The sequence below is a fragment of the Pseudomonas piscis genome (genome assembly GCF_009380155.1).
In the GTDB taxonomy this organism is placed as follows: domain Bacteria; phylum Pseudomonadota; class Gammaproteobacteria; order Pseudomonadales; family Pseudomonadaceae; genus Aquipseudomonas; species Aquipseudomonas piscis.
Genome location: NZ_WHUV01000001.1, coordinates 123,961 through 144,324, shown reverse-complemented (window position 1 = coordinate 144,324; position 20,364 = coordinate 123,961). Strand labels below are relative to the sequence as shown.

17 protein-coding genes are annotated in these 20,364 nt (G+C 64.3%); 8 read left to right on the top strand and 9 right to left on the bottom strand.

Annotated features, from left to right (window positions below):
* Positions 1 to 14: 14 nt before the first annotated feature.
* The 3 genes from GDH07_RS00640 to GDH07_RS00630 all read right to left on the bottom strand — a co-directional run bounded on the left by GDH07_RS00640 (position 15) and on the right by GDH07_RS00630 (position 4,930).
* Positions 15 to 2,300, bottom strand: coding sequence for an ABC transporter permease subunit (locus tag GDH07_RS00640; protein ID WP_022641894.1), 2,286 nt, complete (start codon positions 2,298 to 2,300; stop codon positions 15 to 17).
* 179 nt (positions 2,301 to 2,479) lie between these two features.
* Positions 2,480 to 3,463 (bottom strand): phosphate ABC transporter substrate-binding protein PstS, encoded by a 984-nt coding sequence (locus GDH07_RS00635; RefSeq protein WP_022641895.1) that lies wholly within the window; start codon positions 3,461 to 3,463, stop codon positions 2,480 to 2,482.
* Positions 3,464 to 3,640: 177 nt separating this feature from the next.
* On the bottom strand, positions 3,641 to 4,930 hold the full coding sequence (locus GDH07_RS00630) for an MFS transporter (RefSeq protein WP_343038208.1): 1,290 nt from the start codon (positions 4,928 to 4,930) through the stop codon (positions 3,641 to 3,643).
* A gap of 487 nt (positions 4,931 to 5,417) precedes the next feature.
* On the opposite strand from GDH07_RS00630, the gene GDH07_RS00625 reads away from it, so the two are divergent.
* Together GDH07_RS00625 and GDH07_RS00620 are read left to right on the top strand one after the other, a co-directional pair.
* Entirely contained in the window at positions 5,418 to 5,822 is a 405-nt protein-coding gene (locus GDH07_RS00625) for an acyl-CoA thioesterase (RefSeq protein WP_003229628.1), read from the top strand.
* Between the two features lie 56 nt (positions 5,823 to 5,878).
* Positions 5,879 to 6,778: a D-hexose-6-phosphate mutarotase gene (locus tag GDH07_RS00620; RefSeq protein WP_152896479.1), complete on the top strand. Its 900-nt coding sequence runs from the start codon at positions 5,879 to 5,881 to the stop codon at positions 6,776 to 6,778.
* A 79-nt stretch (positions 6,779 to 6,857) separates the two neighbouring features.
* Here the strand turns inward: GDH07_RS00620 and GDH07_RS00615 are convergent, their stop codons facing one another.
* The 5 genes from GDH07_RS00615 to GDH07_RS00595 form a co-directional block, all read right to left on the bottom strand.
* Positions 6,858 to 7,394 (bottom strand): DUF3299 domain-containing protein, encoded by a 537-nt coding sequence (locus tag GDH07_RS00615; protein ID WP_031320732.1) that lies wholly within the window; start codon positions 7,392 to 7,394, stop codon positions 6,858 to 6,860.
* 136 nt (positions 7,395 to 7,530) lie between these two features.
* Positions 7,531 to 7,776: a GlsB/YeaQ/YmgE family stress response membrane protein gene (locus GDH07_RS00610; RefSeq protein ID WP_022641917.1), complete on the bottom strand. Its 246-nt coding sequence runs from the start codon at positions 7,774 to 7,776 to the stop codon at positions 7,531 to 7,533.
* A 106-nt stretch (positions 7,777 to 7,882) separates the two neighbouring features.
* Positions 7,883 to 8,965: a 5-(carboxyamino)imidazole ribonucleotide synthase gene (locus GDH07_RS00605; RefSeq protein ID WP_022641918.1), complete on the bottom strand. Its 1,083-nt coding sequence runs from the start codon at positions 8,963 to 8,965 to the stop codon at positions 7,883 to 7,885.
* 11 nt (positions 8,966 to 8,976) lie between these two features.
* A complete protein-coding gene (gene purE / locus GDH07_RS00600; RefSeq protein WP_022641919.1) occupies positions 8,977 to 9,468 on the bottom strand; it encodes a 5-(carboxyamino)imidazole ribonucleotide mutase in 492 nt (163 codons plus the stop codon).
* Between the two features lie 365 nt (positions 9,469 to 9,833).
* Positions 9,834 to 10,751: a LysR substrate-binding domain-containing protein gene (locus GDH07_RS00595; protein ID WP_152896478.1), complete on the bottom strand. Its 918-nt coding sequence runs from the start codon at positions 10,749 to 10,751 to the stop codon at positions 9,834 to 9,836.
* Between the two features lie 181 nt (positions 10,752 to 10,932).
* Here GDH07_RS00595 and aspA point away from each other — a divergent pair, with 181 nt between their 5' ends.
* From aspA to GDH07_RS00575, 4 genes are all read left to right on the top strand, one after another.
* Positions 10,933 to 12,357, top strand: coding sequence for an aspartate ammonia-lyase (gene aspA, locus GDH07_RS00590; protein WP_068578453.1), 1,425 nt, complete (start codon positions 10,933 to 10,935; stop codon positions 12,355 to 12,357).
* A gap of 340 nt (positions 12,358 to 12,697) precedes the next feature.
* Positions 12,698 to 13,423, top strand: a complete 726-nt coding sequence (locus GDH07_RS00585) for a hypothetical protein (protein ID WP_152896477.1) — start codon at positions 12,698 to 12,700, stop codon at positions 13,421 to 13,423.
* A 521-nt stretch (positions 13,424 to 13,944) separates the two neighbouring features.
* A complete protein-coding gene (locus GDH07_RS00580; protein WP_152896476.1) occupies positions 13,945 to 15,384 on the top strand; it encodes an alanine/glycine:cation symporter family protein in 1,440 nt (479 codons plus the stop codon).
* Between the two features lie 104 nt (positions 15,385 to 15,488).
* The gene (locus GDH07_RS00575; protein WP_152896475.1) at positions 15,489 to 16,493 is read left to right on the top strand and encodes an asparaginase; all 1,005 of its coding nucleotides are present in this window, start codon (positions 15,489 to 15,491) and stop codon (positions 16,491 to 16,493) included.
* Between the two features lie 72 nt (positions 16,494 to 16,565).
* Here GDH07_RS00575 and GDH07_RS00570 read toward each other — a convergent pair whose 3' ends face one another.
* Positions 16,566 to 17,111: a hypothetical protein gene (locus tag GDH07_RS00570; RefSeq protein WP_246195893.1), complete on the bottom strand. Its 546-nt coding sequence runs from the start codon at positions 17,109 to 17,111 to the stop codon at positions 16,566 to 16,568.
* 198 nt (positions 17,112 to 17,309) lie between these two features.
* Here GDH07_RS00570 and GDH07_RS00565 point away from each other — a divergent pair, with 198 nt between their 5' ends.
* The gene (locus tag GDH07_RS00565) at positions 17,310 to 18,302 is read left to right on the top strand and encodes an AraC family transcriptional regulator (RefSeq protein WP_152896473.1); all 993 of its coding nucleotides are present in this window, start codon (positions 17,310 to 17,312) and stop codon (positions 18,300 to 18,302) included.
* Between the two features lie 71 nt (positions 18,303 to 18,373).
* Positions 18,374 to 20,287: an ankyrin repeat domain-containing protein gene (locus tag GDH07_RS00560; RefSeq protein WP_425502081.1), complete on the top strand. Its 1,914-nt coding sequence runs from the start codon at positions 18,374 to 18,376 to the stop codon at positions 20,285 to 20,287.
* Positions 20,288 to 20,364: the final 77 nt, after the last annotated feature.

Below are 20,364 nucleotides of genomic sequence, written 5' to 3'. Positions count from 1 at the left end.
GACTTCTACCTTTCTTAAAGCGACGAGTATTTCTTGCGCAGACGCTGACGGATCAGCTCGGCGAGGGTGTTCATGATGAAGGTGAACAACAGCAGCACCAGCGCCGAGAGGAACAGCACGCGGTAGTGGCTGCCGCCGACTTCCGACTCCGGCATTTCCACCGCGACGTTGGCCGCCAGGGTGCGCAGGCCTTCGAACAGGTTCATTTCCATGACCGGGGTGTTGCCGGTGGCCATCAGCACGATCATGGTCTCGCCCACGGCGCGGCCCATGCCGATCATCAGGGCCGAGAAGATGCCCGGGCTGGCGGTGAGAATCACCACGCGGGTCATGGTCTGCCATGGGGTGGCGCCCAGGGCCAGGGAGCCCAGGGTCAGGCCACGGGGCACACTGAACACGGCGTCTTCGGCGATGGAGTAGATGTTCGGGATCACCGCGAAGCCCATGGCCAGGCCCACCACCAGGGCGTTGCGCTGGTCGTAGGTGATGCCTAAGTCGTGGGAGATCCACATGCGCATGTCGCCGCCGAAGAACCAGTTCTCCATGAACGGGCTCAGGTACAGCGAGAGGAAACCGACCAGGATGATCACCGGGATCAGGATCGCGCTCTCCCAGCCGTCCGGCACCTTCAGGCGCAGGGACTCGGGCAGGCGGCTCCAGGTGAAGCCGGCCACCAGGATGCCGATCGGCAGCAGCACCAGCAGGCTGAAGATGCCCGGCAGGTGGCCTTCGACATAGGGCGCCAGGAACAGGCCGGCGAAGAAGCCGAGGATCACCGTCGGCATCGCCTCCATCAGCTCGATCACCGGCTTGACCTTGCGGCGCATGCCGGGGGCCATGAAGTAGGCGGTGTAGATCGCCGCGGCCACGGCCAGCGGGGCCGCCAGCAGCATGGCGTAGAAGGCGGCCTTCAAGGTGCCGAAGGTCAGCGGCGACAGGCTCAGCTTGGGCTCGAAGTCAGTGTTGGCCGCCGTGGACTGCCAGACGTACTTGGGCTCGTCGTAGTTCTCGTACCAGACCTTGCTCCACAGCGCGCTCCAGGACACTTCCGGGTGCGGGTTGTCCAGCACCAGGGGTTGCAGCTTGCCACCGGCCTCGACGATCACCCGGTTGGCGCGAGGCGACAGGCCGAACAGGCCCTGGCCATCCACCACCTGGTCCACCAGCAGGGTGCGGTGGGCGGTGCTGTGGAAGACCCCGAGCTTGCCGGCGGCGTCCAGGGCGACGAAACCCTTGCGGCGCTCTTCGGCGGTGATTTCGACGATGGGCGCGGTACCCATCTGGAAGGTGCGGATCTGCTTCAGGCGCAGCTCGCCGTCCGGGTCGCGGGCCATGAACCACTGGGCCAGGCCACCTTTGGAAGTACCGATGATCAACGAGATACCGCCCACCAATTGGGCACTGGCGGTGACTTCGGTGTTGGCGTCTTCCAGCAGCTTGTAGCGACCGTTGAGGCTCTTGTCCCGCAGGCTGAAGACGTCGGCCTGGGCGCGACCGTTGATCACGTACAGCCACTGCTGGCGTGGGTCGATGTACATGGCCTTGACCGGTTCGGTCATCTGCGGCAGGTCGATGGCGCTCTGCTCGCTGGTGACCTCGCCGGTCATCATGTTTTCTTCGCGCGAGAGCTTCAGCACATGCAGCTGCGAGCCGGTGGAACCGGCCAGCACCAGCGTGGTATCGCTGGCGTTGAGGTTGACGTGCTCCAGCGCGCCGCCTTCTGCGTTGAGGGTGATCGGGGCTTCGCCGTAAGGGTATTCGATCGCCGGGGAGATGGTCTTCTTGCCATCCGGGTAGCTGACTTTGTAGGTGTGGCGGAACACCAGGGCCTGGCCGTTGGACAAGCCGACCACCACCATGGGAATACCGGGCTGGTCCTTGCCGATGGAGGTGACGCTGGTGCCCGCCGGGATCGGCAGGTCGACCTTGCGCAGCTCGGCGCCGTTATCGATATCGAAGAACAGCGCCTGACCCTTGTCGGACACGCGCATGCCGACCTGGTTCTGCTCTTCCAGGGAGAACATCAGGGGCTTGCCGGCGTCTTGCATCCAGGCAGGCGTCAGGGGGTCCTTGGAGGTCAGCTCGGCGCCCTGGAACAGCGGGGCGACGACATAGGCCAGGAAGAAGAAGATCAGGGTAATCGCCGCCAGGACGGCCAGGCCGCCGACGAGGACGTACCAACGGGTCAGGCGATCCTTGAGCGCGCGGATGCGGCGCTTGCGTTGCAATTCAGGCGTATTGAAGTCAATGCGCTTGGGGGGAGAAGTCGTAGTCATGGTGGAATTGGCCAGATCATTCATGCGCACACCCTAGCGATCCTGTATGACAGAAAGATGACAATGCAGTGACGCAACAAATCCGCCGCATGGCTGGGCCGGCAGCGGACAGAAAATGGAGGTGGCAGGAGCCGGCCGGGGCGGTTGACCCAGTGGCCGGCTGCTGCAAGAAGGTCCGGCCAGGCCGGACCTTCGGCGGCGGCTTATGCGCCCTCTTTCAGACCCAGGTCAGCCAGGGCCTTGGCGGCGACTTTGGCTGGCAGTGGGATGTAACCGTCCTTCACGACCACTTCCTGACCCTGCTTGGACAGGACCAGCTTCACGAACTCGGCTTCCAGCGGGGCCAGAGGCTTGTTCGGGGCCTTGTTGACGTAGACGTACAGGAAGCGCGACAGCGGGTACTTGCCGTTCAGGGCGTTTTCTTCGGTGTCTTCGATGAAGTCGCTGCTGCCTTTCTTGGCCAGGGCCACGGTCTTCACGCTGGCGGTCTTGTAGCCGATGCCCGAGTAGCCGATGCCGTTCAGCGAGGAGCTGATGGACTGCACGACCGAAGCCGAACCTGGCTGCTCGTTGACGTTAGGCTTGTAGTCGCCTTTGCACAGGGCTTCTTCCTTGAAGTAGCCGTAGGTGCCGGATACCGAGTTGCGACCGAACAGCTGCACTGGCTTGTTGGCCAGGTCGCCCTTCACGCCCAGGTCGCCCCAGGTCTTCACTTCTTCCTTGGCACCGCACAGGCGGGTCGAGGAGAAGATCGCGTCGACCTGTTCCATGGTCAGGTGCTGGATCGGGTTGTCCTTGTGCACGAATACGGCCAGGGCGTCCACGGCAACCGGGATGGCGGTTGGCTTGTAGCCGTACTTCTGTTCGAAGGCGGCCAGCTCGGTGTCCTTCATCTTGCGGCTCATAGGGCCCAGGTTGGAGGTGCCCTCGGTCAGCGCGGGTGGCGCGGTGGCGGAGCCAGCGGCCTGAATCTGGATGTTTACGTTCGGATATTCTTTCTTGTAGTGCTCGGCCCACAGGGTCATCAGGTTGGCCAGGGTATCGGAACCGACGCTGGACAGGTTGCCCGACACACCAGTGGTCTTGGTGTAGCTCGGGATAGCAGGGTCGACAGCGGCAACCGCGTGGGCAGTCGCAACGCCAGCGGCGACGAAGGTCATTGCCGCCATCAAACGCTTCAGTTTCATGCCTTACTCCTAGCAGATAGGGTGTGTTAAGTCGGGGCCAAGTATCTGTAGGCCGTGTGAACACTCTATGTCCGGAATATGACAATTAGATGAAAGGCCAGCATCGCGATACCCGCGAGCCGGCCTTTTTTTCACAAGCGCCGCAGCGCGCCGTTCATGCAGGTACGACTGCAGGTTTCAGCGGTCCTTTTTCCACAGATACAGCCCCGAAAGCAGGCCGATGCAGCAGATGATCGCTACGTAGTAGGCCGGCGCCATGGGGCTGCTCTTGAGCATCCAGGTCACCACCATCGGCGTCAGCCCGCCGAAGATCGCGTAGGCCAGGTTGTAGGAGAACGACAGGCCGCTGAAGCGCACCGCCGCCGGGAAGGCCCGGACCATCACGTAGGGCACCGCGCCGACGAGGCCGACGCACAGGCCGGTCAGGGCGTAGAGCGGGAACAGCAGGTGCGGGTTGTCCTGCAGCACGTGGTAGAAGACCCAGGACGAGGCCAGCAACAGCAGGCTGCCGAAGACGAATACCCGCCCGGCGCCGAAACGGTCGGCCAGGCTGCCGAACAGCACACAACCCAGGCTCAGGAACACGATGGCCAGGCTGTTGGCCTCGAGGGCGGTGATGGCCGAGAACTTGTAGACCGTCTGCAGCACGGTGGGGGTCATCAGGATCACCACGATGATCCCGGCCGACAGCAGCCAGGTCAGCAGCATGGAGATCAGGATCGCGCCGCGATGGTCACGCAGCACCGCCCGCAGCGGCAGCTCCTCGGCCAGGGCCTTGCGCAATTGCAGCTCGGCGAATACCGGGGTCTCGTGGAGCAGGCGGCGCAGGTACACCGAGAACAGGCCGAACACCCCGCCCAGCAGGAACGGCACGCGCCAGGCATAGGCCGCCACGTCTTCCGGGGTATAGATGCTGTTGATGGCCGTGGCCACCAGTGAACCCAGGAGGATGCCGGCAGTCAGCCCCGAGGTCAGGGTGCCGCAGGCATAGCCGATGTGCCGCGCCGGTACGTGCTCGGAAACGAACACCCAGGCCCCGGGCACTTCACCACCGATGGCCGCACCCTGGATCACCCGCATCAGCAACAGCAGCACCGGTGCCCACAGGCCGATCTGCTCGTAGGTGGGCAGCAGGCCCATGATCAGGGTCGGCACCGCCATCATGAAGATGCTCAGGGTGAACATCTTCTTGCGCCCCAGCAGGTCGCCGAAGTGGGCCATGACGATCCCGCCCAGGGGTCGGGCCAGGTAGCCCGCGGCGAAGATGCCGAAGGTCTGCATCAGGCGCAGCCATTCGGGCATGTCCGCCGGGAAGAACAGCTTGCCCACCACGGTGGCGAAGAACACGAAGATGATGAAGTCATAGAACTCCAGCGCGCCGCCCAGGGCGGACAGCGAAAGAGTCTTGTAGTCACTACGAGTCAAGGGACGAGCGGGAGGCGCTGCTTGCGCGGCGCTGGAGGGCACAGTGGTCATGGCAAGGGGCTTCTCTTATTAGTTGGTTCTGGAAGCCGCAACAGCTCTGGTTGGGGCCTGGCAGGTTCGGCACGATAGCAAATTGTTCGAATGCCTACACAGCGACGCACAAATGACGCACAAAATTGCGAACCAGACGGGTCGTCGCGGAGTCTATCGACCGATATACTCGCAGGGCCCGGCGCGCAAAGCCGCTCCCGGCAAGGGTTGTTGTGCGAAAACGTCGTTGTACTCATGACCGTCGGCAACCGCCCGGCGCCAGCAAGACCAGACAGGAACACCAGTGCATGCCCCACTCCAAGTGCCCGGCGCGCAATGCTTCTTCCTGTGCATGAGCAGCCGGTTTCGCAGAGTTTCCCGCTAGCACGCCTTCGAAAGAACGTGACGAACGTAGTATGTTCGGGCTGAATCGTTTTTCCTGAAGACGGCTATTCACCTGAAGTACCCATGAAGCGTCACGGGTCAGAGGCCCCTCGGCATGATAGAGCTCGAACAAGAAGATCCAATCCCGCAAGGCGACCTGGCCCTGCAAATCACCGCCCTGCCACGTGAAACCAACGGTTTCGGCGATATTTTCGGTGGCTGGCTGGTGGCCCAGATGGACCTGGCGGGCACCGCCATGGCCAGTCGCGTCGCCGGTGGCCGGGTAGCCACCGTGGCCATCGATCGCATGGCGTTCCTGGTACCGGTGGCCGTCGGCGCGCAATTGTCCTTCTACACCCAGACCCTGGAGATCGGCCGCAGCTCGATCCAGATGATGGTGGAAGTGTGGAGCGACGATCCGCTGTCCAGCGAGTGGCGCAAGGTCACCGAGGCGGTATTCGTGTTCGTCGCCATCGACGGCAGCGGTCGTACCCGCTCGGTCCCGCCCAGGGCACGTTGAACCCGCAGGCTGCCTGGAAGTCCATGGCAGCCCAAGCCTTCTGAACGAGAACCACCATGCCTACGCCCCACGTTGAAACAGTACAACTGGACCAACTGAACTGCTGGCGCATCCGCCACGGCGATGCCGAACTGCTGGTGGCCCAGCAGGGCGCGCACATCCTCAGCTACCAGGTGGCCGGGCAACCGCCGCTGATCTGGCTGAACGAAGAAGCGCAGTTCAAGACCGGCAAGAACATCCGCGCCGGCGTTCCGGTGTGCTGGCCGTGGTTCGGCAACCTGCCACGCAACCCGCAAAGCGTGCAGGCCATGCGCCAGGGCGACGACGCGGCACCGGCCCACGGCCTGGTACGCGCCACCGACTGGGAACTGCAAGGCATCGAGAGCGAAGGCGACAGCCTGCTGGTGCGCTTGCGCCTGCCCTGCCCCGCCGGAGGTTTTCCCGGCTGGCCGCACCAGGTGGAACCCAGCTTGCTCATCCGCCTCGACCAGCAACTGCACATCAGCCTGAGCAGCTACAACCTGGGCAATCAAAGCGTCAGCATCAGCCAGGCGCTGCACAGCTACTTCGCGGTCAGCGACGTGCGCCAGGTGCATGTCGAGGGCGTGGACGGGCTGGACTACATCGAGACCCTGGAAGACTGGACGACCAAGCGCCAGGACGGCGACCTGCATTTTGCCGGGGAGACCGACCGCATCTACCTGGGTGCGCCGGCGCAGTTGGCGATCATCGACCCGCAGTGGCAGCGGCGCATCCGCCTGGCCAGCCAGGGCTCGCGCACCGCAGTGATCTGGAACCCATGGATCGGTCGCGCCGCGCAGTTCAGTGACATGGCCGACGATGGCTGGCAGCGCATGCTGTGCATCGAGACCGCCAACGTGATGGATGACATCGTGACCCTGGCTCCCGGCGCCAGCCATACCTTGAGCGTGAGCATCGACAGCGTCGCGCTCTGATCCACGATTGCGCTGATGGGCCCGGTGTTCAGGCAGGGCGTAGCGAGGGAGCTTGCTCCCTCGCTACGGTTCCTATCGGCTACAGATCCGAATCCTGCACTACCCGCACCTTCGCCGCGTCCAGGGCGTAAGCGGCGTCCGCCAGGTCGTTGCTGACCTTCTCGACCTTCAGGGTGCCGGTCACCCACAGCGGGGTGTAGATATCATCGAGCTTCACGCCCTTGGGAAAACGCACCAGCACCAGCTGGTTGGGCGGCGGTGGCGGCACGTGGATGCAGGCCCCCGGGTATGGCACCAGGAAGAACAGCGTGCTGTGACCCTTGGCATCGGCCTCCAATGGCACCGGGTAGCCACCGATGCGGATCTGCTTGCCGTTCATGGCCGCCACGGTCTTGGTCGAATACATCACTGCCGGTAGGCCCTTGCTCTGCTTCAAGCCACCTTTCTGGGTGAAGGTGCCGTTGGCTTCAGGCGAGTTGTGATCGATTTCCGGCATCTGCTCCAGGGCTTTCTGGTCCGATTTGGGCATCAGTTCCAGCCAGTCGGTTTCCGGCAGTTCGGCAGCCTGGGCCAGGCCGCAGCCCAGCAGAACGAGGGTCAACAAGAGACGACGCATGAGGGTGGGGCTCGGTCAAGAGAAAGGACGGAAGAAGGCGGGCATTCTAGTGCCCAAACCATGGGCTGCGTTGAAGTTTCAGATGAAGAAAATCGCCCCCTCCGCACGAGCGGCGAAGGGGGACCGACGCACCGGCTCAGTTCTTCTTGATGAAGCCGTAGATCACCAGGAGCACGATCGCGCCCACCAGCGCACCGAAGAAACCGGCACCTTGGCCAGCCTGGTAGATACCCAGCGCCTGGCCGCCGTAGGTGGCCGCCAGCGAACCGCCGATACCCAGCAGGATGGTCATGATCCAGCCCATGCTGTCGTCTCCCGGCTTGAGGAAACGCGCCAGCAGACCAACGATCAAGCCGATGAAAATGGTTCCGATAATGCCCATGGCTGTTCCTCTGTAGGAGTGGGTAAACCAAAGCCTAGTCAGCGCCTTGGCATCCTGCTATCAGAGAACGGCGGGAAACGAAGGTTCCCGCCAGCCGGTGGATTTGTTACTTGGCGACCAGCGCCTGGACCTTGAGGATCTGCGCCTGCAGGGTCGCCTGGTCGGCGCAGCGCAGGTTGGCATGGCCGACCTTGCGCCCGGCCTTGAAGGCCTTGCCGTAGTGATGCAGATGGCAGTCGTCGATGCTGATCACCTGGTCCACCGGCGGTACTTCGCCGATGAAGTTGATCATCGCGCTTTCGCCCACCTTGGCGGTGGAACCCAGCGGCAGGCCGGCAACCGCCCGCAGGTGGTTCTCGAACTGGCTGCACTGGCTGCCTTCGGTGGTCCAGTGCCCGGAGTTGTGCACCCGCGGGGCGATTTCGTTGGCCTTCAGGCCGCCGTCCACCTCGAAGAACTCGAACGCCATCACACCCACGTAGTCCAGTTGCTTGAGCACGCGGCTGGAGTAATCCTCGGCCAGCGCCTGCAACGGGTGATCGCTGCTGGCCACCGACAGGCGCAGGATGCCGCTGTCGTGGGTGTTGTGCACCAGTGGGTAGAAACGGGTCTCGCCATCACGGGCACGCACGGCGATCAGCGAGACTTCGCCAGTGAACGGCACGAAGCCTTCCAGCAGGCACGGCACGCTGCCCAGCTCGGCGAAGGTGCCCTCGACATCGGCAGCGCTGCGCAGGACCTTCTGGCCCTTGCCGTCGTAGCCCAGGGTCCGGGTCTTGAGCACCGCCGGCAGGCCGATGCGCGCCACTGCGGCGTCCAGGTCGGCCTGGGACTGGATGTCGGCGAACTCGGGGGTGGGAATCCCCAGGTCCTTGAACATGCTCTTCTCGAACCAGCGGTCACGGGCGATGCGCAGCGCCTCGGCGCTCGGGTAGACCGGCACGAATTGCGACAGGAAGGCCACGGTCTCGGCCGGCACGCTCTCGAATTCGAAGGTCACCAGGTCCACCTCGTCGGCCAGCTGGCGCAGGTGGTCCTGGTCGCCGTAATCGGCCCGCAGGTGTTCGCCCAGGGCGGCTGCGCAGGCATCCGGCGCCGGGTCGAGGAAAGCGAAGTTCATTCCCAGCGGGGTTCCCGCCAGGGCCAACATGCGGCCCAGCTGGCCGCCACCGATTACACCGATCTTCATCGTCAACGACCTCAGGCGACGCGCGGGTCTGGATTGTCCAGGACGCTGTCTGTCTGTTCAGCACGGAATTTTTTCAGCACCGCATGGAACTGCGGGTGCTTGGCGCCCAGGATGCTCGCCGAGAGCAGGGCGGCGTTGATCGCACCGGCCTTGCCGATGGCCAGGGTCGCCACCGGGATGCCAGCGGGCATCTGCACGATCGACAGCAGCGAATCCACGCCCGAGAGCATCGAGGACTGCACCGGCACGCCCAGCACCGGCAGGTGGGTCTTGGCCGCGCACATGCCCGGCAAGTGGGCCGCGCCACCGGCGCCGGCGATGATCACCTCGATGCCGCGCGACTCGGCTTCTTCGGCGTACTGGAACAGCAGGTCCGGGGTGCGGTGTGCAGAAACCACCTTCACCTCGTAGGGAATGCCGAGCTTGTCCAGCATATCCGCGGTGTGGCTAAGGGTGGACCAATCGGACTTGGAGCCCATGATCACGCCAACCAGTGCACTCATCGTCGTGCCTCTTTCTCTCTGGGCGCCCGCAGGCGCGTCAAAAAACAACAAGCCACGCGAATGGCGTGGCTTGTTGTACGAATTCTAGCCAGGCGAACCGGCTGGAGGCCGCGCAGTATACCCAAAAAAATGTTCGCAACGCACGCTCACCGACCACCTGCGACACCCTGGCCTTTTTTGCCCAAAGCCCCGGTTTTATTGACTTTGAAGTCAGCCGGCCCGCATTGGAAATCCCTGCGGCCTTGGCGGTTTCTCGTAGCGGCTGCCGCAGGCTGCGCAAGGGCGCGCAGCGACCGCAGAAAAGGTCCAGCCGGCCACCTGCCTGAAGGCCCTGCGGGCCTTGTCGCAGGCTCGCCAGGTCAAGGTCATGGGTTGCTCGTGCCCTGCCCCGCAGCGCTCTCGAGCTTGCGCCACAGCAGGCGCACGTTGGCCTTGCGCACCAGGGCGCAGCGGTACAGGCGGATCTCCAGCGGCACGTGCCATTGCGCACCACCGCACACCACCAGCTCGCCCCGGGCCAGCTCGGCGCGCACGCTCAACTGGGGGACCCAGGCGATGCCCAGGCCTTCCAGGGCCATGCTCTTGAGGCTATCGGCCATGGCGGTCTCATAAACGGTAGTGAAACGCAGGTTGCGCTGGCGCAGCAGCAGATTGACCGAACGCCCGAGGAAGGCCCCCGCGCTGTAGGCCAGCAACGGCACGCTGGCTTCGCCCTCCAGGTCGAACAGCGGCTTGCCCTGGGCGTCGGCGGCGCAGACCGGAAGCATCTCGGTGTGCCCCAGGTGCAGCGAAGGGAAGATTTCCGAATCCATCTGCAAGGCTGCATCCGGGTCATAGAAAGCCAGCATCAGGTCGCAGCCGCCTTCACGCAGGGCGTGCACCGCATCGCCGACGTTGGTCGCCACCAGCCGAGTGGCAATGTTCAGGCCCTCGTTGCGCAGTTGCGCGATCCAGCGCGGGAAGAAGCCCAGGGCCAGGGAGTGGGCCGCCGCCACCTGCATCACCTCGCCCTGCCCGCCTTCCAGGTGGTGCAAATGGCGCACTACCTCGCCGAGCTGCTCGACCACAGTGCGCGCCGTCACCAGGAACAGTTGGCCGGCGGCCGTAAGCTCCACCGGCGTGCGCGAGCGATTGACCAAGGTCAGGCCCAGGGCGGCCTCCAGGCTGCGGATGCGCCGGCTGAACGCTGGCTGGGTCACGAAGCGGCGCTCGGCGGCCTGCGAGAAGCTACGGGTGGCGGCCAGGGCACTGAAGTCCTCGAGCCATTTGCTTTCCAGATTCATCACGTCCTCCCGGACACGCACCATTTTAGGTCACACGCTTGCCGGCAACGCGGCGTCACACGGGCATTATGCCGAATATGCATAGGCCAGTGTTTAACAGCATTGGCCCAAAATTTCCCTTAGCCCTAGGATTCGCAGCGCTCCCGGCACTGACCGGGTCCCTACCGAGATGATTTCCGTCATGTCCTCCGCTGCATCTTTCCGCACAGAAAAAGATCTGCTTGGCGTACTCGAAGTACCGGCTCAAGCGTATTACGGCATCCAGACCCTGCGAGCGGTAAACAACTTCCGCCTCTCGGGCGTTCCGATCTCGCATTACCCAAAACTGGTCGTGGCCCTGGCGATGGTCAAGCAGGCAGCTGCTGACGCCAACCGCGAACTGGGTCACCTGAGCGAGGCCAAGCATGCGGCCATCAGCGAGGCCTGCGCCCGCCTGATCCGCGGCGACTTCCACGAAGAGTTCGTGGTGGACATGATCCAGGGCGGCGCTGGCACTTCGACCAACATGAATGCCAACGAAGTCATCGCCAACATCGCGCTGGAGGCCATGGGCCACAGCAAGGGCGAATACCAGTACCTGCACCCGAACAACGACGTGAACATGGCGCAGTCGACCAACGACGCCTACCCGACCGCGATCCGCCTGGGTCTGCTGCTGGGTCACGACGCACTGCTGGCCAGCCTCGACAGCCTGATCCAGTCGTTCGCCGCCAAGGGTGAAGAGTTCAGCCACGTCCTGAAAATGGGCCGTACCCAGCTGCAAGACGCCGTGCCGATGACCCTCGGCCAGGAGTTCCACGCCTTCGCCACCACCCTGGGTGAAGACCTGGCCCGCCTGAAGACCCTGGCGCCGGAAGTGCTGACCGAAGTCAACCTGGGCGGTACCGCCATCGGCACCGGCATCAACGCCGACCCGCGCTACCAGAACCTGGCCGTGCAACGCCTGGCCACCATCAGCGGCCAACCGCTGGTCCCGGCGGCCGACCTGATCGAAGCCACCTCCGACATGGGCGCCTTCGTGCTGTTCTCCGGCATGCTCAAGCGCACCGCGGTCAAGCTGTCGAAGATCTGCAACGACCTGCGCCTGCTGTCCAGCGGCCCGCGTACCGGCATCAACGAGATCAACCTGCCAGCGCGCCAGCCCGGCAGCTCGATCATGCCCGGCAAGGTCAACCCGGTTATCCCGGAAGCGGTCAACCAGGTGGCGTTCCAGATCATCGGCAACGACCTGGCCCTGACCATCGCGGCCGAAGGCGGCCAGTTGCAACTGAACGTGATGGAGCCGCTGATCGCCTTCAAGATCTTCGACTCGATCCGCCTGCTGCAACGCGCCATGGACATGCTGCGCGAGCACTGCATCACCGGCATCACCGCCAACGAAACCCGTTGCCGCGAGCTGGTTGAGCACTCCATCGGCCTGGTCACCGCGCTGAACCCGTACATCGGCTACGAGAACGCCACCCGTATCGCCCGCATCGCCCTGGAAAGCGGCCGCGGCGTGCTGGAACTGGTTCGCGAAGAAGGCCTGCTGGACGACGCCATGCTCGACGACATCCTGCGTCCGGAAAACATGATTGCCCCGCGCCTGGTTCCGCTGAAGGCGTAACCGCTGCGACACCGAAACATGCAACACCGCTCACCAGGTTGAGGGACTAGACACCTCTCACCTTTTGAGGGCTTGGAGATTCGTCTCCAGGCCCTTTTTTTTGCCTGGGATTTTCCCTGCCACGGCACTCGCCCGCCCCCAACCGTGCCTCGATCCTGTAGCCGCTGCCAAGCGCGCGAGGCTGCGAACGGCACCGCAGTGGCCGCAAACCAGGTACCGCGATTCCCTCGGCAAGAACGCTGCGCGCATGCGGCGACGGCCACCGATCCAGGTTTTGACCAAGCACAATCGGCCAACACGGTGGATAATCCGCCGCTCCACCCCCGAGGCAGCACAGTCGATGGACCCGACCTCCACCCAGGCCCTGCAACAGCTACGCGCCCTGCTCCCCATCGGCCTGCGTCACGCCCAAGCCCTGCTCGCCCGCTGTGCAGGCAACCCTCAACAAGCCGCCGAGCTCTACAAGTCCGAGCTGTTGCAGGTGCTGGTAGACAAATCCGGCCTGCCCCCCGAGCAAGCCAGGGAACAACTGCTCAACACCGGTTACGACCTGAGCCGCGCCCTGCACGCTATAGAAGAAGCGCGCTTCACCCTGACCCAGCGCATCCTGCGCAAGCATCATCGGGACCCGGGCCAGGCCGTGGACCTGATCGCCCAGGCCATCGAAACCGCCCAGGCATTGCCCCGCCAGTACTGGCTGGACTTCGACCAGCTGGCGCAACTGCCTCCAGCACTGCGCTGCTTCATGGTGCTCCACGAGTGGCTGGCCTACGAAAGCTGGGAAGGCTTCGATAGCGCCCTGCACTTCCACCTGCCCGAAGCCCTCGCCCAATTTCGCCAGCTCCAACAACATGCCCTCGCCGATAGCCTGGAGCAGGCCAGCCAGCGCCAAGACCACCTACGCGCTGTACACATGCCCGCAACAGCCCCAATCGAATTGACGAACCTGATCAACCAGGACCCAGGGTTCTGCGCCTGCCAGGACGCCTATCGCCAACACCTGCCCCAGCTGGACGAACGCCTGGTGCAGTGGGTGCAAGAGCACCTCGAACAATTCCCGGCCTGAAGCTGCGACCATGAACATGGAACTATTGATCAGCCGTATCCCGCCCCCAACCTGGCTCGACAAGTAACCGACGCCTTGGCAAGCACCGGAACAAAATCGGTAAACAATCGCTAAAACAGCACAAAAATCGCCCTTCTGTCGCCTTTTCAAAGCTCACGCGACCGACGACCGTGACCGCTCCGTCAGCCGCCAGAGGGCCCTGTCCCGGGCTTCTGCAGGCCAGGCCAAGCCCGCCGCTACAAGAACCGATTCAGCCTCCCGCCCTCCTGCCGTTCCTCGGTTCGACGCGCTATATGCAGACGGCAAGCCCTCGCACCGGTATAGTGCGCCCCCTCTTCGCGTGGACAGCCGTCGGTAACGAGGCTCCAACCCACGGGAAACCCGAACTAATAACAACCCGCGAATAGAGAACCGGGACGAACACTCGCCCCACCGCTTTGCCGTGCGTGCAATCAGCGGTGTAACAAGGTGTTTCTGTCCACTCTGCTTTTGCCTACACAAAAAACAGCGAGGAATACTCCATGCTCGAAGTCATCAACGACTTCCTCTCAGGGAAAGTGCTGATCGTGCTCATTGTCGGGCTCGGCGGCTACTTCACGATCCGCTCGCGTTTCGTTCAATTGCGCCACTTCCTCCATATGTTCGCGGTGTTCCGCGACAGCCTGAAAAGCAGCGGCGGCCAGCTCAGCTCGTTCCAGGCGCTGATGCTCAGCCTCGCCGGCCGGGTGGGCGCAGGCAACATCGCGGGCGTCGGCATCGCCGTGACCCTGGGCGGTCCGGGCGCCGTGTTCTGGATGTGGGTGACCGCACTGGTGGGCATGTCCAGCAGCTTCTTCGAATGCACCCTGGCCCAGGTCTACAAGCGCGCCGACGGCGACGGCCTGTACCGCGGCGGCCCGGCCTACTACATCCAGCACGGCCTGAAGCTCAAAGGCATGGCGGTGGTGTTCTCCATCCTGCTGCTGGTCACCTACGGCTTCGCCTTCATCGGCCTGCAGTCCTACACCGTGACCCACTCGCTGCAGGACGCCTTTGCCTTCGACCCTAGCCACACCGGCATCGTCCTGGCGCTGCTGCTGGCCATCACCTTCATCGGCGGCATCAAGCGCATCGCCGCGGTGTCCGACCTGCTGGTCCCGATCAAGACCCTGGCCTACATCGCCGTGACCCTGTACGTGATCGGCACCCAGATCGAACAAGTGCCGGCCATGCTGGAGACCATCATCAAGAGCGCCTTCGGCCTCGACCCGGCCTTCGGCGGCCTGCTCGGCAGCGCCATCGTCATGGGCGTGAAGCGTGGCGTGTTCGCCAACGAAGCGGGCCTGGGCAGTGCGCCGAACGTCGCCGCCGTGGCCGCCGTGCAGCACCCGGGCGCCCAGGGCGTGGTCCAGGCCTTCAGCGTGTTCCTCGACACCTTCGTGATCTGCACCTGCACCGCACTGCTGATCCTGCTGTCGGGCTTCTACACCCCGGGCTTCGAAGGCGACGGCATCGTCCTGACCCAGAACTCGCTGGCTGCCGTGGTCGGTGACTGGGGTCGCCTGTTCGTCAGCGTCGCGCTGTCGCTGTTCGTCTTCACCTGCATCCTCTACAACTACTACCTGGGCGAGAACAGCCTGCAGTTCCTCACCCGCAACCGCACCGTGCTGATGCTGTTCCGCGGCCTGGTGCTGGCGCTGGTGGTATGGGGTTCGATGCAGGACCTGTCGACCGTGTTCGCCTTCGCCGACATCACCATGACCTGCCTGGCCTTCGTCAACCTGGTGGCCCTGGCCATGCTGTTCAAGGTCGGCATGCGCGTGATGCGCGACTACGACGAGCAGCGCCGCGCCGGCGTCGACCAGCCTGTGTTCGACTCGCGCAAATTCGCCGACCTGGACCTGGACCTGAAGGCCTGGCCCGCCGAACCTGCGGCCGCCGCCCAGGCCGAGCCGCAAGGCGCGCCCACAGCGCAACGCTGACGGGTGAACGACGGGCGCATCCTCTGCACCCGTCGGTTACAGTTCGATAAATGTGCGAGCGGGCTTGCCCGCTCCCACAAGAACTCACCGTTTCGGAGAATCCCATGAACCCTTCGACCTACCCTGCCGCCCAGCACGTCATGGTGCTCTACACCGGTGGCACCATCGGCATGCAGGCCAGTGCCGACGGGCTGGCCCCGGCGTCCGGCTTCGAAGCCCGGATGCGCGACTACCTCGACACCCGTCCCGACCTGCCGGTACCGGCCTGGCGCTTTCGTGAAATGGCGCCGCTGATCGACAGCGCCAACATGACCCCCGAGTACTGGCAGCGCCTGCGCGAAGCGGTGGTCGAGGCCGTCGAGAGCGAGGGCTGCGACAGCGTGCTGATCCTGCATGGCACCGACACCCTGGCCTACAGCGCCGCGGCCATGAGCTTCCAGTTGCTGGGCCTGCCGGCACGGGTGCTGTTCACCGGTTCGATGCTGCCGGCCGGCGTGCCCGACAGCGATGCCTGGGAAAACCTCAGCGGCGCCCTGCTGGCTCTCGGCCGTGGCCTGGCGCCCGGCGTGCAGTTGTACTTCCATGGCGAGCTGCTGGCACCGACCCGCTGCGCGAAGATCCGCAGCTTCGGCCGGCACCCGTTCGCCGCCTTGCGGCGCAAGGGTGGCGGCACCCAGGTCGAGGCCATCCCGCCAAGCCTGGGCTACCGCCAGGCCCGGCAGCCGGCCAAGGTCGGCGTGCTGCCACTGTTCCCCGGTATCGGCGCCGAAGTACTCGATGGCGTGCTCGCCAGCGGCATCCAGGGCCTGGTGCTGGAGTGCTTCGGCAGCGGCACCGGCCCCAGCGACAACCCGGCGTTCCTGGCCAGCCTCAAGCGCGCCCAGGACCAGGGCATCGTCGTAGTGGCGGTAACCCAGTGCCATGAAGGCGGGGTCGAGCTGGATATCTACGAGGCCGGCAGCCGCCTGCGCGGCGTGGGCGTGCTGTCCGGCGGCGGCATGACCCGCGAAGCCGCCTTCGGCAAGCTCGATGCCCTGCTGGGCGCCGGGTTGCCGGCCGCCGAGGTACGGCGCCTGGTCGAACTGGACCTGTGTGGCGAGCTGAGCTGAAGCTCAGGCTCGGGAGCCGGTAGCTACTGCGCTAGCTGCCGGCTCGATGACGAACAGAGGGTGACGGCCAGGTTACTTCTTGACCGAGTAATCCTGGCCCCAGACCCGCACCGAGCTCGAACTCTCGATCGGCCCTTCGAACACGAACTTCTGCCGCACTGCCGCCTTGGCCGGGATGGTGACTTCATCCGGGTTGTCGAGGCTGACAGTCAGGTTGTTGGCATAACCGTCCTGGTCGATCGCCAGCAGGGCACCGGTCTGCTTGAGGTTGATCAGCCGCAACTGGCTGTCGCTGCTGTTCTTGAAGCCCAGGGTGACGTTGAAGCTGTCGCCGACGGCTTCGGTCTTCAATACCTGGACGTCGACACGGCCCTTCATTTGCTCGCGGGAGGAAATGATCGAGGCGCCGTCGACGCCTTGCGCCGATTGGCGACCATCGAGCACGCCTTCGCTGACGCCACCCAAGAGGTTCTTGCCTGCCGAAATGGCTGACGAGACGGCTGACTTGGCAGAGTCCTTGAGGGTGCTTTCGCTGCCTGGCCCAGTCTCGGCCAGGCACAGCGAACTCAGGAGCAAGCCGGACACCAGGAGCAGGGAACGCGCAGGAGTGAGGGTCATACATAATCCTTTATCGAGGTTGCTGCACCGCCACCTCCGGCGGTGAATGACAGGCAGGTTGCACCAATCAAAGCGCCAAGTCACTAACCACGCAACGCCCGAAATGCCCCATGCCGCTGGCTGGAAAACCGCAGGTCCTGTCGAAGGCGGCATGCAACTTGCTCCGGTCAAGGGTCTTTCCCTGGTCGGAATCTGCGCATGCTGCACTCGCACCTCACCACCCTCAATGCGGTTTCCCTGATCCTCAACACCTTCAAGGACCAGGGTCAGGACGGCGGCGCGTTGTTGGCCGGCAGCGGTATAAACCCCACCGACCTGAGCCGCGCCGACACCCGCATCACCACCAGCCAGGAGATGCTGGTGTGCGCCAATGCCGTGGCCTTGCAGCGCGATATCGGCCTGGAACTGGGCCGGCGCATGCATGTGTCGTCCTACGGCATGCTCGGCTACGCGCTGCTCACCAGTGCCACCTTAGGTGACGCTTTGCGCCTGGCGCTGCGCTATCCGGCGCTGATGGGAACACTTTTCGAGCTGACCCTGGAAGCCGACGGACCGCGTATCTGGCTGACGGCCGCCGACTATCGCGAATGCCCGGCCCTGGCGGCGTTCAACACCGAGTTCTGCCTGGTCTCGATGAAGGTCATCTGCGACGACCTGCTGGGGCATCCGCTGCCGCTGATCGGCGCGCGCTTCGACTACCCGGCACCGGACTACCAGGCTCGTTATCGCGAACGCTTCGACTGCCCCCTAGAGTTCGATGCCGCCAGCAATGCCTTCGCCTTCGACCGGCGCTGGCTCGACCAACCGCTGCCCCTGGCGGATGCCATCACCCACCAGGCCATGGCCGAGCGCTGTCGCAAGCAGAACACCGAGTTCACCGGACGCCAGGCCTGGCTCGGGCGCATCCGCCAGTTGCTGGCGGCGCAGCTGGACGCCGCTCCCGGCCTGGACGGATTGGCGGAACAGATGAACTGCTCGGCCCGGACCCTGCGTCGGCACCTCAAGGACCTGGGCTGCAGCTACCAGGAACTGCTGGACGAACTGCGCTTCGAGCGAGCCAAGCAGATGCTCTGCGAAGACCAGTTGCCGATCTACCGCATCGCCGAAGCCCTGGGCTTCAGCGAGACCGCAAGCTTTCGCCATGCCTTCATCCGCTGGAGCGGCGTGGCGCCGAGCCAGTTCCGGCCCTGACACAAACCCCGGCATGAAGGCGCCAATTGCATTACATTGCCGGCCTTTCATACCGGCAAGGGACGGCAACGTTGAATCTATCCACAGGCAGCACCGCCAGGCATATCGGCCTTCGTCGAATCGGCCTGGCGCTGCTGATGCTCGCCGCAGCCCCCGTCGCCCAGGCATTCGACCTGGCGAAATTCAAGTGGTGGGAGATGTCCAGCCACTTCGCCCTCGACGAGCCGGAAACGGCCACCCTGCAGATCAAGCCCTTCCCGCTGCCGGGCCTGGCCAAGCTGCCGGCGCGGATCGTGCTGAGCCAGTATCGCGGGCTGTTCTACCTCAACGCCTACCAGGACCTGGATTACCGGCAGCGCATCTACAAGTCGCCGCCTATAGCGCTGTTCAGCCCGGAAGATCTGCGCAACTGCGTGTCGCCGGACAATGACATCCAGGTCACGGACAACTGGCCACCCAGCAATACCCTGGATACCGGCATCACCCTGACGCCCCTGGACTTCGACTGTTCGGTGCCGCCGCAATGGAACCTCAGCCAGCGCTACCTGCTGATCGACCAGCGCGATCCCCAGCGCACGCTGCTGGCCATCAGTCATCGCCAGGACCTGACGCAGATGGACTTCACGCCGTTGCAGCCCATCAGCGACGAAACCGGACAGCAATGGCTGCAAGCCCTGCAGAAGTTTCCACCGTGGTTCCGGCCTTTCGACAGCGGCGGTGGCCCGATCACCCTCAAGGCCTATGTCCCGCCAGCGGACGCGGACGCTGTCTGGAAGCAGTTCCGCCAACTCCACGCGCAATTGCGCAAGGCCAAGGACAAAGGGCCGGGGCTCCGCCAGGTGGAGGACTTCTTCGCGGTTCATGACTACCGCAGCATCGCCACCGACCACAGCGAATACCCCGGCCTGCTCAACGACATCGCCTACTGGGCCAGCGAGGCCGGCCAGCTGAAGGTCGCCCGCGGCTGGCTGGTGGAGGTGCTGCGCCGAGACATGTCGCGCATGCCGACCTACCTCAACCTGGCCGACCTGGACTGGGCGCTGTTCGAACAGCGGCCCCTGGACAACATTCCCCAGGGCCGGGCCATCGAAGGTTATCGGCTGTATTGCGGCATGCGCCTGCAACGCCAGATGAGCATCCCGCCCCGGGTGCTCCAGCGCCTGGGCCTGCAATCTGCCAACCCACAGGCGTGCCAGGGCTTCTGGCCGTTGGTGGCCGCTGCGGACGCCGGTGACGAAGCCGAGGTAAAGCGCCTGCTGGCCAGTGGCGTCAGCGGCGAAGTCATGGCCGAGGACGGCCGCAGCGCCCTGCTGCATGCCCTGGATGCCCCGCACCTGGAGATCGCCCGGCTGTTGCTGGCCAACGGCGCCCATACCAGCGGCCAGTATCGCTGGAGCACCCTGGCCATGCTGGCCATGCGCCGCGACCTCAAGGATGACCCCGACCTCGAACAGGGCGGACGCTTGAAGTTCCTGCTGCAAGCCGGGGTCGCCATTGACGAACAGGATTACCAAGGCCGCACTCCGCTGATGCAACTGGCGGAGCAGGAGCGCAACCTCAAGGGCTTCACCTGGCTGCTGCAACACCCGCAGAACCTGGACCTGCGCACCGCAAAAGACCAGGAAACCGCTCTGTACCGGGCCTTCTGGGGCAACAACTATCCGGCCATGAAGCTGTTGATCAACGCCGGTGCCAACCTCAACCTGAGCTATGGCGGGGGTACCTGCTACAACCAGCCCATGGGGCAGAGCCTGCTGACTTTACTGGCCGACAAGATCTCCGCCGACGACACGTCGCGCGTCGTCAGCCAGCAAGACACCCTGGAGGTCTTCACCCTGTTGCTGGAAAAAGGCGCCGACCCGAATGTCGGCCAGCGCTGCGAGAAAAAAGGCTACGCCCTGCTGCTGGAGGCCATCGCCCGGAAAAAACGCGAGGACATGCTCCAGGTCCTGCAACGCTTCGTGCCGGCAGCGCCCGCAGGCTGAAACACGTGGCGCCCCGCAATGGGGCGCCATGCCCCTTCCAGGGGCGAATTTCGGTCACGCAATCTGGCCATATCGAT

Excerpts from the sequence above, each read along its gene's own strand:
- GDH07_RS00640 (WP_022641894.1), bottom strand. The coding sequence starts at position 2,300 with ATGAATGATCTGGCCAATTCCACCATGACTACGACTTCTCCCCCCAAG.
- GDH07_RS00635 (WP_022641895.1), bottom strand. The coding sequence starts at position 3,463 with ATGAAACTGAAGCGTTTGATGGCGGCAATGACCTTCGTCGCCGCTGGC.
- GDH07_RS00625 (WP_003229628.1), top strand. The coding sequence starts at position 5,418 with ATGATAGAGCTCGAACAAGAAGATCCAATCCCGCAAGGCGACCTGGCC.
- GDH07_RS00620 (WP_152896479.1), top strand. The coding sequence starts at position 5,879 with ATGCCTACGCCCCACGTTGAAACAGTACAACTGGACCAACTGAACTGC.
- GDH07_RS00615 (WP_031320732.1), bottom strand. The coding sequence starts at position 7,394 with ATGCGTCGTCTCTTGTTGACCCTCGTTCTGCTGGGCTGCGGCCTGGCC.
- GDH07_RS00610 (WP_022641917.1), bottom strand. The coding sequence starts at position 7,776 with ATGGGCATTATCGGAACCATTTTCATCGGCTTGATCGTTGGTCTGCTG.
- GDH07_RS00605 (WP_022641918.1), bottom strand. The coding sequence starts at position 8,965 with ATGAAGATCGGTGTAATCGGTGGCGGCCAGCTGGGCCGCATGTTGGCC.
- purE (WP_022641919.1), bottom strand. The coding sequence starts at position 9,468 with ATGAGTGCACTGGTTGGCGTGATCATGGGCTCCAAGTCCGATTGGTCC.
- GDH07_RS00595 (WP_152896478.1), bottom strand. The coding sequence starts at position 10,751 with ATGAATCTGGAAAGCAAATGGCTCGAGGACTTCAGTGCCCTGGCCGCC.
- aspA (WP_068578453.1), top strand. The coding sequence starts at position 10,933 with ATGTCCTCCGCTGCATCTTTCCGCACAGAAAAAGATCTGCTTGGCGTA.
- GDH07_RS00585 (WP_152896477.1), top strand. The coding sequence starts at position 12,698 with ATGGACCCGACCTCCACCCAGGCCCTGCAACAGCTACGCGCCCTGCTC.
- GDH07_RS00580 (WP_152896476.1), top strand. The coding sequence starts at position 13,945 with ATGCTCGAAGTCATCAACGACTTCCTCTCAGGGAAAGTGCTGATCGTG.
- GDH07_RS00575 (WP_152896475.1), top strand. The coding sequence starts at position 15,489 with ATGAACCCTTCGACCTACCCTGCCGCCCAGCACGTCATGGTGCTCTAC.
- GDH07_RS00570 (WP_246195893.1), bottom strand. The coding sequence starts at position 17,111 with ATGACCCTCACTCCTGCGCGTTCCCTGCTCCTGGTGTCCGGCTTGCTC.
- GDH07_RS00565 (WP_152896473.1), top strand. The coding sequence starts at position 17,310 with ATGCTGCACTCGCACCTCACCACCCTCAATGCGGTTTCCCTGATCCTC.